The following is a 12,399-nucleotide window of genomic DNA, read 5'->3' as shown; positions in this document are numbered from 1 at the left end:
TAAAAAAGTCCTCAAAAATGAGGGCTTTTTTATTTAGACAGGCTCTTTTTTATCTGGATCTATAAATACTAGAGGTGCTGAAGGATCGATATTTCTTTTCTGAGATTTTTCTCTTAGGAACTGGTAAGTAGGGACTTTTCTTTTGGCCTGATCGCGCAGTTTCTTTTTAATATAAAGAACCAGAGCAAAACATGTGGTTGCAACAGTGAGCATCATACCATTCATATAGCTCATGATTGAGCTTAGATAACCAATGGTCGTTAAGCGGTGCATCATACGTTCAACTTGGGTGCTACTTTCAATACCAGTAATTGCCCAACTACATAGATGTTCGCAATTATTAATAATCAAATGATAGTGATTTTCATGCATACGTGAGCGCATTCGGCGAACGACAATCTTTCCTTTATAACGAGGTCTGTCATAAGAACGAACGTGTATTTTTTTTCCATGTGAGAACGCATCTATTGAGGTGATTTCAATCGGGCGTTTTTTGACGAAATGAGCTAAGCCGGAATAATGGATAACTCGACCTCTCCCTGCATATATACCATGATGGCTATAGCCGAGATGCTTTACGATGAGGTGAGCCCCTAAAGGGTAGTGTTTATTCGGTTGTTGCATGCTTACGCTGATCCAATAAAGTATAAATGGCTTTTATTGAAAAGCTGCTAAACATTATAACCAATATCAGCAATTTGGAGTGTATTGATTACGTCGGATGAATGAGTTTGATGCATATCCAATCTATTCATATTTCTTGTATATAATTTAAGAATTTAAAATGAAGGAAAAATGTCATGTCAGGTGATATTCAATGAAATGGGTTTTCGGGTGCTTAGCTTTGTATTGGTTTTTGTTCCAGTCTGCATATGCTATAGAACATCAGCAAGTTAAAACAGTAGAAGGTGATCAATACGATGTGGTCTCTATTAGCGATTTTAAAGCATTGCGCCTGTTTTTAAGAAATCCTCATAATCAACAATATTACAAAAGTTTTAACAATGTTCAGGAGCAATTAAAGCAGTGCGAGCAACTTAACTTTGCAATGAATGCAGGGATATTTCATATAGGATTTTCTCCCGTAGGGCTATATGTTGAAAAGGCTAAGATAATTCAACCCTTAAATGAGCATAAAGGATTGGGAAATTTCTTTTTACAGCCGAATGGTGTATTAGCTTGGAATAAAAAACAGGCCTTTGTTTTAACTACGCAACAATATAGCCGACAAAATTTGAAAGTTGATTATGCAACCCAATCTGGGCCAATGTTAGTTATTGATGGAAAGATAAATTCCCTTTTTTTACCAGACTCTCAATCAAAGAAAATTCGTAATGGAGTTGGTATTCGAGATAATAAACTTTACTTTGTAATATCGAAAAATAGGGTGAATTTCTATAATTTTGCCGAGTTTTTTCAAAGAAACCTTAAAGTAGAGCAAGCTTTATATCTCGATGGTTCTATTTCTAGTTTATATCTGCAAAAGAACAGACGGAATGATCAGCAATTTCAAATTGGACCAATGGTCGGTTGGGTAGGCGAGTCCAGTTGTGCATTAAAGTGAAATATAAAAAAGCCAGTACAAGACTGGCTTTTTAATTAATGAATAGATGGTTTTTGAGTGAGTTCATTTAACTCTTTTCGGCTATAACCACGGGAAATAAGAACTTTTTTAATTCCCTTAATGACATCTTCATCTGTTGCTTGTGCAAGTGCACTTAGAAGTTGTTCATTAGTTTTACATGAGCAGTCATTTTCAACACAAGCAGTTTGGTTTTTATGCTCGTTATGCTGTTGATCTGCCAAGAACAGCTTTTGCCAAAAACTCATAGAGCCTTCATATACAACCTAACATAGCTCGAAATATAGCCAATTTAAAATAAAATACAAGACTCTATAAGTGATAAATCCACCAATTGAACTCGAGAATTTTCGATGGGAATGCTTGAGTTAAACGAAATTATGACGAATAGATGACTTGATATTTTTTGAAAATTTAAATACTTAACTAATAAAACGTTAAAAAATAAGGAGGTATGTAGCCTCCTTATTTAAAACTTTACAATGAAAGATTTTGTTTAAATCTTCTCAAGTAAAACACCAGACTCGACATGATGCGTATAAGGGAACTGATCAAATAAGGCGAATTTAGTCACTCGATGAGTTTGACTGAGCGTTTTTAAATTTTCATATAACGTGTCAGGGTTACATGAAATGTAGATAATACGTTCAAAACCTTGTAAAAGTTTTAAAGTCTCATCATCAATTCCTGCACGTGGTGGATCTACAAATACCGTATCAAAGTCATAACTGTGAATATCAATATTTGCTTCTTGTAGACGACGGAATTCTCGTTCACCTTGATAAGCCTGAGTAAACTCTTCAGCCGATAAACGTGCTACTTGAATATTATCAATTTGGTTTTGTTCTATGTTCCATTGAGCTGCATAAACAGATGATTTTGCAAGCTCGGTAGCCAATACTCGTTCGAACTTTAAAGAGAGTGGAAGTGTAAAATTACCATTACCACAATAAAGTTCTAATAAGTGTTTCTTTGATCCTTCTGCCGCATCACATGCCCATTGCAGCATTTTTTTGCAAACTTGTGCATTAGGTTGGGTAAAGCTACTTTCGATTTGCTTGTATTTAAATGAACGATTTAAAAGTTCGAATTCTTCAATGACGAAATCATCGCCAATAACAATTTTCTGGCCACGACTACGGCCCATAATCTTAATATCTAATTTATCGGCAAGCGCTTTAGCGGCTTGTTCCCATTCTTGATCCAGTTTACGATGATAAATTAGGGTAACCAATATTTCTCCGCTAAGTGTTGCGAGGAAATCAGCTTCAAATAAACGATTAGAAAGCTTGGGTTCCGCTTTGAGTTCTTCCAAAAGTTTTGGCATTAAATCATTGATGCTTTGATCTGCAATTGGAAACTCATCAATGCGTACAACGGTTTTTTGCTTGTCGTCATCGTTACGCTCAAACATGGCATAGAACATATCATTTTCTGTATGCCAGATACGAAATTCAGCACGCATACGGAAATGTTGTTCAGGTGATTCAAACACTTCTAATGTAGGTGGTGTAAATTCAGAAAATTGAGTAGTAATACGTTCAATTTTAGCTTGAAGTTGTTGACGATAAGAAGAGGTCATAGACAAAGAAAATTTAGACAGAATCAAATAGTGAATGGTATCAAAAAAATTGAACTTACAGGAGCCAATTTTAACCAGATATTCATAAGAGAAAGGAGGTGTCTAAACTACAGCTAATTTAAAACACGATTAATAAAATCTGATTTTATTGTTCTATATTGATCGGGGGTCTAAATGACTACACTGTAATTTTAATTCATTATATTCATTAACCAAGGGTGGGTGAGCTTATAAGCTTATTTTTAAATGTTAAGAAAAATGTAAATATTGAATCCGTGACTACAATTTGAAAAGCTACATCATCATTGTTGAGTGATTCGAGCATACAAAGCTCATGTGTTCTTAATGTGTTTTGTTTTTCGATAAAGTTAAGTGTTTTTAATTGTTCTATTGCGAATTCAAATTGCTCAGGTATAACTTCAATATAAATATCTAAATCACCTTTTGAAATTGCATTCGGTATAGCGGAAGAACCAATATGCTCAATTTTGGCAAATGGTAGAAGGGCGCAAATAGCTTTGTGATATGAATTAAAAAGTTGAGCGCATCTTTGTTGATATTGTTCTGGTTCTAAAAAGATCATTATTAGAATCTCAAATTGATAAAATTTATATAGTTAAGAATAGATTACTTTATTAAATAAAAAAGCCCAAATACTGAGATTTGGGCTTTTTAGAAAGTTATATATTAATCAGTCATTGTCATTAAGCTTGCGTTACCACCAGCTGCAGCTGTATTCACACTAATTGCACGTTCAATCACTAAACGTTCAAGTGGAATATTCTCATTCGGCTCAACATGGGTAATACCGACAATTGCACCAGAACGAGTAGCAATCTCTTGCTGTAATGAGAAGATCTCTTCGCGATTACCATGATGTAAAACTGCATCAAAATCATCTGATGTGATATTTTTAACTGTAGTAATTGCTGCAAGTACATCTTTTGGCAAAGTTTGTTTGTATTTTGCCAATAATGGGCTATTTGGCATTACTGCTGCTTGGCTACCTACTGCAAAAATTGCGAGCAATTGATGCAACTGATTCTGTTCTGTGTCAGCAATAGAAAGAACACGATGACGTGGCAAAATAATATATTGGTTACTTTCCCCAGTAGGGCCTTGTAACTCATAGAATTTACCAACACCAAATGGTTCGATATCACGATTTGCTTGCGGTAAATGCTGTTTCGCCCAATTTTGTAAGCTCTTATAAACCTCACGGTTAAAGCCTTCAAAAGCAGTTTGCTCATTCTTCATAGCAAATGGTGTTGCCAATACTTTGTTTGAACACTGCTGCATCAAGCGATACATGTAAAGCGGACCACCAGCTTTCGGGCCTGTACCAGATAAACCTTCACCACCGAATGGTTGTACACCAACGACAGCACCAACAATATTACGGTTGATATAAAGGTTACCAACTTCAGCATGTTGAATGACTGTTTGGATGGTTTCATCAATACGTGTATGCAGACCCATTGTTAAACCATAACCTTTGGCATTAATACGTGAGATCAACTGCTCAAGCTCGCCATACTTATAGGTAATGATGTGTAATACTGGACCAAAGACTTCGCGCTGCAAATCATCAAGGTTAGGGAGTTCAATTGCTGTTGGTACAACAAAAGTTCCTTTATCCAGTTCATTCTGACTTGTTGCACCAAACATCAACTGATGTACTGGATAGCCTTTCGACTTCATTTTTTGGATATGTTGATCAATCGTCTGTTTTGCTTCGTCATCAATCACAGGACCAATGTCAGTTTTTAAAATCGCAGGGTTACCTACGATCAACTGCTGCATTGCACCTTTAAGCATTTTAATTACGGTTGCAGCACTATCTTCTTGCACACATAAAATACGTAAGGCAGAGCAACGTTGACCCGCGCTATCAAAAGCAGAACTTACAACATCGAGTACGACTTGTTCAGTTAATGCTGATGAGTCCACAATCATTGCATTTTGACCGCCAGTCTCTGCAATAAGAGGAATAGATTGACCATTCTCAGATAAACGTTTCGCAACGGTTTTCTGTAAAATTTTTGCAACTTCAGTCGAACCAGTAAACATGATGCCATCAATACGGCTATCTTGGCTAAGCTGAGCACCTACTGTTTCACCGCGGCCAGGAAGTAGCTGTACAGCACCATGTGGAATACCAGCTTCCCATAAAATCTGAACTGCTTGAGCTGCGATTAATGGGGTTTGTTCAGCAGGTTTAGCAATAACACAGTTACCACTGACTAATGCTGCAGCAATTTGGCCAGAGAAAATTGCAAGAGGGAAGTTCCATGGGCTAATACAAAGTACAGTACCTAAAGGCTGAATATCTGTATGTGCAGGAAGATTCTCAACTTGAGTTGCGTAATAACGTAGGAAATCTACAGCTTCACGAACTTCTGCAATCGCATTGGCATAAGTTTTCCCGCTTTCACGGCAAAGTAAAACCATCAATTCTTGAATGCGACTTTCCATTAGGTCAGCTGCATGTTTTAAGTGTTGAGCACGCTGTTCTTTAGGTGTATTTGACCATTCTGATTGAGCTTGTTCAGCTGCATTAAGCGCAATTTCAACATGCTTAAGATCAGCTTCTTGCACATAACCAACAATTTCATCATTTTGTGCTGGGTTTGTAATTGCAACAGAATGACCTTGCTCTAACGACTCGTTATTTGCCAATAATGGATGGCTTTGCCAAATACGATTACGTAATTCTTGAGCTGTGCTATCTAATGCTGCAAGTGGGGTGTCATTTGCTAAGTCATAACCTTTAGAATTTTTACGAAGCGTTCCGTACATATCTAAAGGTAGAGGAATAGATGGGTGTTTTAAGCCAACTGAACCTTCAAGCTTAGCTGCATGACGAAGATCGTAAATTGGAGACTGGATAAGATCTTCAACTTTAAGCGTTTTATCGGCAATACGGTTAACGAATGAAGTATTCGCGCCATTTTCAAGTAAACGACGAACTAAATAAGCTAACAACGTTTCATGGTTACCAACGGGAGCATAAATACGGCATGGTATGCCTAATTTATTTTGCTCACGTGGACCAACAACTTGTTCATAAAGCGGTTCGCCCATGCCATGTAAGCATTGGAATTCATATTGACCAGCATAATATTTGCTTGGATCAGCTAAATGATAGATCGTTGCCAATGTTTGGGCATTATGAGTGGCAAATTGCGGATAGATGAACTCAGGTGCTGCAAGTAATTTTTTAGCACAAGCGATATAAGATAAATCGGTATGTACTTTACGAGTGAAGACAGGGTAGTCATCCATACCTTCGATTTGCGCTTTTTTAATTTCGCTGTCCCAATATGCGCCTTTTACAAGACGGATCATGAGACGCTTTTGGCTGCGTTTAGCAAGGTCAATAATATAATCAACCACGAAGAAACAGCGTTTTTGATAAGCTTGAATTACGAAACCAATGCCTTTCCAGTTCGCAAGTTCCGGCTCGAAGCAAAGACGTTCAAGTAATTCAAGAGAAATTTCTAAACGCTCTGATTCCTCTGCATCAATATTTAAACCAATATTGTATTTTTTAGCCAAAAGAGCGAGTTCAAATACTTTACCGTAGAGTTCTTTGTGAACACGTTCAATTTGCGCACGTTGATAGCGAGGATGTAAAGCAGAAAGCTTAATTGAAATACCTGGGCCATCATAAACGCCTTTACCATTAGATGCTTTACCAATTGCATGAATGGCTTGTGTGTAATCGTTAAAGTAGCGTTCAGCATCATGTTCGGTTAAAGCTGCTTCACCCAACATGTCATAAGAATAGCGGAACCCTTTGTCTTCGAGTACTTTGGCGTGGTCTACAGCTTCTTCAATGGTTTCACCAGTCACAAACTGTTCACCCATCATACGCATTGCGACGTCAACAGCTTTACGAATAATACCACGACCACTACGTGCTAAAAGACCAGTAAGTACACTTGAAAGACTAGTTTGCTTAGGGGTTTCCATCAGCTTACCAGTTAACATGAGACCCCATGCTGCAGCATTTACAAACATTAAGCTGCTTTGGCCAACGTGTTCTTTCCAGTTACCTTGATTGATTTTATCTCGAATAAGCAAATCACGTGTTGCTGAGTCTGGAATACGAAGTAAAGCTTCGGCAAGACACATGAGCGCCACGCCTTCTTGTGAAGAAAGAGAGAATTCTTGTAATAACCCTTGAACAATACCTGCTTTACCCGAAGAGGTCTTACGTTCACGTAAATTATTGGCAAGATTAAAAGCAAGATCATAAATTTTATGATCTAAATCATCAGATACCGCGGCAGCTTGTAATAGCTCTTCTACAGCTTCTGGTTCAGCACGTCGCCAAGCTGTATTGATGCGTTGTTCAAACTCACTTTTATCGTTGAATTCGGTGATATAGCCTTGGTGAGATTTATCCATTTGATGAAAAGTATCCATTGTGTTCATATCTGTTTCCGCCAACCAGCTCTCGTAAACTCATCTTGAGTAGAGAGGTTTAGATAATTTATCATTACAGAAGAAACACCGAATAACTCACTATATTTAGCCCATTTTTTAGAGGAAAATTCAGATGAATAGCCCAATTTTAAGCCTTGACCGCACTGATTTAAAAATTTTGGATATTCTTCAAACAGATGGGCGAATTTCTAATAGTAAATTGGCGGAACTTGTTAACTTGTCACCAACAGCAGTGATGGCCCGAGTTCAAAAATTAACGAAAGATGAATTCATCTTAGGATATGAAGCTAAATTAAATCCGGTTAAGTTAAACGCAAATTTTTTGGTGTTCGTTGAAGTATTACTAGATAAAACCACACCTAATGTTTTAGATGAGTTTATTGATGCTGTGGTTCACTATCCAGAAATTGTTGAATGTCATATGGTGAGCGGTGGCTTTGATTTTTTAATTAAATTACGAAGTGGCAGTATGGAAGAATTTAGACGTATTGCAGGGCAGGTGCTGTGGCAATTGCCGGGGGTAAAAGAGACTCGTAGTTATCCAGTCATGCAAGTTGTAAAAGATACTTCAAAAATTAAAATTAAAACCAAAAATAAATAAAGGGGCCGAAGCCCCTTGATCTATTTCATTAAATTATACGCTTTCTTTGTAGAGTTCATCTGCTTTTTCGAAGCGTCCAGTTACTGTTGTATTTGGCGCTTTAGTTAAAAGACTCACTACAATGATACTGATAAATGCAAGGATAAAGCCTGGAATAATCTCGTAAACACCTGTGTCTGCGAAAAGGTTTTTCCAGCCAATGACCACAACTGCACCAACGATCATACCCGCTAAAGCACCTTGTAAATTCATACGCTTCCAGAATAGCGACAAGATGATAAGCGGACCAAATGCAGCACCAAAACCAGCCCATGCATAAGCAACAAGACCAAGAACCTTGCTATCAGGGTTGCCTGCAAGAAAAATTGCGAGAAGAGCAATGGCAAGAACCATAACACGCCCAACCCATACAAGTTCTTTCTGAGAAGCGTTTTTACGAATGAAGCCTTTGTATAAATCTTCTGTTAATGCACTCGAACATACCAATAGCTGACAGCTCAATGTACTCATCACAGCAGCTAAAATCGCAGCCAGAATGATACCTACAATCCATGGATTGAATAAGATTTTAGTCAATTCCATAAATACAGTTTCAGGGTTTTTGCTTACAACTGCTGCTAATTCAGGATGTTGCTGGAAGTATGCAATACCGAAGAAACCAGCGCCGACAGCACCAACTAAACACAAGATCATCCAAGTCATGCCGATACGACGAGCAGCAGGAATTGATTTTACAGAGTCAGCAGCCATGAAACGCACAAGAATATGTGGCTGGCCAAAGTAACCTAAGCCCCATGCCATGGAGGAGAGAACCGCCACAACACTTAAATCTGAGATGATGTTAAACGCATGCGGACGAGCAGTTTCAATGAGCGTAACGAAATGAGTCGTATCGCCAATTGCAAGGTAAGTCACAATTGGTGTTAACAACAGAGCAAAAATCATTAAGCCAGCTTGGAACGTATCGGTCCAGCTAATTGCTAAGAATCCACCAATACAAACATAACTGATAGTCGCGATAGCACTGAGCCAAATAGCTGTGTTGTAAGACATCCCGAATAAATTTTCAAATAGACGGGCGCCTGCTACCATGCCAGAAGCACAGTAAATTGCAAAGAAAACCAAGATGATAACGGCAGAAAAAATACGAAGTACTTTTTTCTGATCATCAAAACGGCTTGTAAAATAATCTGGCAAAGTCAGTGCATTATTTTGAACTTCAGTATGAACGCGTAATCGACCAGCAACCAGTAGCCAGTTAAGCCAAGCACCGATAATAAGACCAATTGCAATCCAAGCTTCAGATAAACCAGAAAGATAAATCGCGCCTGGTAAGCCCATGAGTAGCCAGCCACTCATGTCTGATGCGCCTGCGGATAATGCAGTTACGAAACTGCCTAAACTACGACCACCGAGAATATAATCTGAGAAGTCGCTTGTAGCACGGTAGGCAAATAAGCCAATGAGTACCATTGCTACGATGTACACCATAAACATGATGAGGGTGGGATCAAAATAGCTCATAATGGATGTGTGTCCTTATATCCATAATCCGTGATTGTAACCTAATCCAGGTCGCTGTTTTCTTGTACGGCATTCAAGAGGTTGAGATTCAACCACAAAAGATTTTTTTTGCTCTGTTATTTTTTTATTATAGTTTTGTGTATTTGTGTAAGTGATAAATATAGATTCTATGAATTAAAAATTATGATAATAATCAATAAATTATAAACTTATAATGTTTGTTTTTAAATTTTTTTTTGAGAAAAAGTGATATTTTAGAAATTAATTGAACTTATATTGAATTATAAATAAGCAATTGATCGAAATTTTTCTATAGAAACTCAAAATAAAGTGCGTGAAATTGGCAAAAAATTAATCAATTAATAATAATTTTTATTCAAACTAAATTTTTTAAGTATTAAAAATGACACTTATTTGACTAAATTTTCAAAAAGTTCACGCATTCCTTGAGTCGCTGACATCTTTAATAATTCATATTGCTTGGGAACACGCAAATAATCTGCATTTGGGTCTATATAGTAGGCTTTACATTGATTTGAAATTTCATGAACTAAAGCTGCAACTGGATATACGCTTAATGTCGAGCCGATCACAATAAAAATATCTGCACTCTGTACTAATTGAATTGCTTCTTCATAGGCAGGTACAGCTTCACCAAACCAGACAACATGTGGACGCAACGGATAGCCATCTGGGCAAAAGTCTTGTTCTAAATCTAGCTTCCAACCATTAATATGGTAAAACTGTGTTGTAAATTGTGCATTCGGGCCAGAGCTTTTCGCTAAACGAATATTTCCATGCAAATGTAAAACGTTAGAACTTCCAGCCCGTTCATGTAAATCATCAATATTTTGAGTAATCACTTGTACGTCAAAGTAGTCTTGTAGTTTGGCAATATATTGATGCGCTTCGTTAGGTTCAGCCTCTAAAATATTTTTACGTCGCTCATTATAAAAGCGTTGAACTAAAGCAGGGTTCTTTTGCCATGCTTCAGGTGTGGCAACTAGTTGGATGTCGTAATTTTCCCATAAGCCATTGCTGTCACGAAAAGTGCTAATTCCACTTTCAGCACTCATACCTGCGCCTGAAAATACAACAAGTTTTGTCATAGAAGTCACCTATTCATACCACTAATTTTAAATAGATAAAGAAAAACCAGTTTAAGACTAAACTGGTTTTTATCAAATATTGAAAGCAATGCCTATCTTTTATAAGCCAGCTTCATATTCTGAATTTGTTAAAAGTTTTTCAACATCTGCAATGTTGTCTGGTTTAATTTTATAAATCCAGCCTTTACCATATGGATCTTCATTTACAAAGTCTGGATCATCTTCAAGATCAGTATTCACCTCTACTACTGTACCTGATACAGGGGCGTGAATATCAGATGCTGTTTTTACTGACTCTACTACACCAGCTTGTTCACCAGCGGTAACTTGACTCCCAACTTCCGGAGTTTCAACGTATACCAAATCGCCAAGTTCATCTTGTGCATGATCGGTAATCCCTGTAATAACAAGATCACCCTCAATCTTTACCCACTCATGTGTACGTGCATACTTCAGTTCCGAAGGATGATTCATGATAACTCCTTAAGCTTGTGTCCAATAGTTTTTAACATTATAAGTATGGGTCTTTACGCCAGTTGCTCGGACTGCGACCACTCCAGCGTTTAAAAGCACGGCTAAAATTTGCAACGTCCGAATAGCCAAGTTCATCTGCAATTTGTTCAAGACTATAATCTGTACGTGAAAGTAAAGATGTTGCATGTCGATAGCGTACTTCATCAACTAACGTGGAAAATGATGTTCCTTCCGCTGCTAATTGACGTTTGAGTGTCCGATCTGACATATGTAGACATTCAGCTACATTTTCGATGCTTAAATAATGTTGTTCAGAATTACTTAAAATATCACGAACACGCATTGCTAAACGACGGCGTTCACCTAAAGCAGAAAGTTCAGCTTCACATTGATTAATGGCAACTTGACTGGCGATTGGATCTGAATTGATTAACTTAAGTCCTAAGTATTTTTTATCAAAACTTGAGATCAAATGTGGTTGATTAAACCGAATTGTACTGCTTAATTTATTTCTATATTTTTCAAAACCTTCAGGTTCAGGAAAATCTAAATCTACATCGCCGGCTAAGTCTTCAATCCCCGTAATCGCTTTGGCCATGCTCATAATACCAATGGTCAAACCTAAAACGATTTCTGTACGTAAAGGCTCAAGTTCGATATCACATTGCAATTGTAAGGTCGCTTTGGGGCCAAACGTTGAAAAATATAATTGTAAAAAGGGTAAACGTAATTGAATAAAGCGTGCTGCAAGAGCAATTGCTTCTGTAATATCCTTGGCTGTCATAATTGCATAGCCAATGAAGCCATGAATCGAAATACGCATTTGAGTACCAAGATGGTAACCCAACGTAGTTTCACCAGTTAAATTAAGCGCGTGTTTAACCAGTTCATTTGCTACAGGTGTAGAAATACGATAATCAGGATCGGCGAGTTGCTCACTAGTAAGATTAAATGGAGCAAATAATGTTTCATCGTTGTATCCCCAACGCGAAACAACATCTAATAGCAATAAGCCATAGACTCCTGGAATACCTTGATCTTGACGAGCTGAGGTAATTTTCATATGCGTTCCATT

General features: G+C 37.5%; 10 protein-coding genes and 1 pseudogene. 2 read left to right on the top strand and 9 right to left on the bottom strand.

The features are described 5' to 3' along the window. Window positions 1–33 precede the first annotated feature (33 nt). Window positions 34–624, bottom strand: a complete 591-nt coding sequence (locus tag SOI76_RS10145) for a lecithin retinol acyltransferase family protein (protein ID WP_104079522.1) — start codon at window positions 622–624, stop codon at window positions 34–36. A 193-nt stretch (window positions 625–817) separates the two neighbouring features. Between SOI76_RS10145 and SOI76_RS10140 the strand changes: the two genes are divergently transcribed. Further along, window positions 818–1,564 carry a phosphodiester glycosidase family protein gene (locus tag SOI76_RS10140; RefSeq protein ID WP_104079523.1) on the top strand — a complete coding sequence of 249 codons (747 nt, stop codon included), beginning with the start codon at window positions 818–820 and terminating at the stop codon, window positions 1,562–1,564. A gap of 35 nt (window positions 1,565–1,599) precedes the next feature. Here the strand turns inward: SOI76_RS10140 and SOI76_RS10135 are convergent, their stop codons facing one another. From SOI76_RS10135 to putA, 4 genes and pseudogenes are all read right to left on the bottom strand, one after another. Further along, entirely contained in the window at window positions 1,600–1,830 is a 231-nt protein-coding gene (locus SOI76_RS10135; protein WP_000011679.1) for a hypothetical protein, read from the bottom strand. A 248-nt stretch (window positions 1,831–2,078) separates the two neighbouring features. Beyond that, window positions 2,079–3,164 carry a tRNA (uridine(54)-C5)-methyltransferase TrmA gene (gene trmA / locus SOI76_RS10130; RefSeq protein WP_104079524.1) on the bottom strand — a complete coding sequence of 362 codons (1,086 nt, stop codon included), beginning with the start codon at window positions 3,162–3,164 and terminating at the stop codon, window positions 2,079–2,081. A gap of 113 nt (window positions 3,165–3,277) precedes the next feature. Beyond that, window positions 3,278–3,747 (bottom strand): annotated as a pseudogene (locus SOI76_RS10125) (GrpB family protein). Between the two features lie 104 nt (window positions 3,748–3,851). Next, the gene (putA, locus tag SOI76_RS10120; protein ID WP_205668406.1) at window positions 3,852–7,604 is read right to left on the bottom strand and encodes a trifunctional transcriptional regulator/proline dehydrogenase/L-glutamate gamma-semialdehyde dehydrogenase; all 3,753 of its coding nucleotides are present in this window, start codon (window positions 7,602–7,604) and stop codon (window positions 3,852–3,854) included. Between the two features lie 124 nt (window positions 7,605–7,728). On the opposite strand from putA, the gene SOI76_RS10115 reads away from it, so the two are divergent. Continuing rightward, window positions 7,729–8,217 (top strand): Lrp/AsnC ligand binding domain-containing protein, encoded by a 489-nt coding sequence (locus tag SOI76_RS10115; protein WP_104079526.1) that lies wholly within the window; start codon window positions 7,729–7,731, stop codon window positions 8,215–8,217. A 33-nt stretch (window positions 8,218–8,250) separates the two neighbouring features. On the opposite strand, the gene putP is transcribed toward SOI76_RS10115, so the two are convergent. The 4 genes from putP to SOI76_RS10095 form a co-directional block, all read right to left on the bottom strand. After that, window positions 8,251–9,741: a sodium/proline symporter PutP gene (gene putP / locus SOI76_RS10110; RefSeq protein WP_032003506.1), complete on the bottom strand. Its 1,491-nt coding sequence runs from the start codon at window positions 9,739–9,741 to the stop codon at window positions 8,251–8,253. Window positions 9,742–10,151: 410 nt separating this feature from the next. After that, window positions 10,152–10,859 (bottom strand): SIR2 family NAD-dependent protein deacylase, encoded by a 708-nt coding sequence (gene npdA, locus SOI76_RS10105; protein ID WP_104079527.1) that lies wholly within the window; start codon window positions 10,857–10,859, stop codon window positions 10,152–10,154. 90 nt (window positions 10,860–10,949) lie between these two features. Continuing rightward, the gene (gene gcvH, locus SOI76_RS10100; RefSeq protein WP_016145072.1) at window positions 10,950–11,324 is read right to left on the bottom strand and encodes a glycine cleavage system protein GcvH; all 375 of its coding nucleotides are present in this window, start codon (window positions 11,322–11,324) and stop codon (window positions 10,950–10,952) included. A 37-nt stretch (window positions 11,325–11,361) separates the two neighbouring features. Beyond that, window positions 11,362–12,387: an AraC family transcriptional regulator gene (locus tag SOI76_RS10095; protein WP_016141223.1), complete on the bottom strand. Its 1,026-nt coding sequence runs from the start codon at window positions 12,385–12,387 to the stop codon at window positions 11,362–11,364. Window positions 12,388–12,399 lie beyond the last annotated feature (12 nt).

Source organism: Acinetobacter pittii (assembly GCF_034064985.1).
GTDB classification, from domain to species: Bacteria; Pseudomonadota; Gammaproteobacteria; order Pseudomonadales; family Moraxellaceae; genus Acinetobacter; species Acinetobacter pittii_H.
The sequence above is the reverse complement of the archived record's forward strand: the minus strand, read 5'-3'. Positions and strand labels throughout refer to the sequence as shown.

Bases quoted from the DNA above. Each gene is read 5' to 3' on its own strand.
- SOI76_RS10145 (WP_104079522.1), bottom strand. From the start codon at position 624: ATGCAACAACCGAATAAACACTACCCTTTAGGGGCTCACCTCATCGTA.
- SOI76_RS10140 (WP_104079523.1), top strand. From the start codon at position 818: ATGAAATGGGTTTTCGGGTGCTTAGCTTTGTATTGGTTTTTGTTCCAG.
- SOI76_RS10135 (WP_000011679.1), bottom strand. From the start codon at position 1,830: ATGAGTTTTTGGCAAAAGCTGTTCTTGGCAGATCAACAGCATAACGAG.
- trmA (WP_104079524.1), bottom strand. From the start codon at position 3,164: ATGACCTCTTCTTATCGTCAACAACTTCAAGCTAAAATTGAACGTATT.
- putA (WP_205668406.1), bottom strand. From the start codon at position 7,604: ATGAACACAATGGATACTTTTCATCAAATGGATAAATCTCACCAAGGC.
- SOI76_RS10115 (WP_104079526.1), top strand. From the start codon at position 7,729: ATGAATAGCCCAATTTTAAGCCTTGACCGCACTGATTTAAAAATTTTG.
- putP (WP_032003506.1), bottom strand. From the start codon at position 9,741: ATGAGCTATTTTGATCCCACCCTCATCATGTTTATGGTGTACATCGTA.
- gcvH (WP_016145072.1), bottom strand. From the start codon at position 11,324: ATGAATCATCCTTCGGAACTGAAGTATGCACGTACACATGAGTGGGTA.
- SOI76_RS10095 (WP_016141223.1), bottom strand. From the start codon at position 12,387: ATGAAAATTACCTCAGCTCGTCAAGATCAAGGTATTCCAGGAGTCTAT.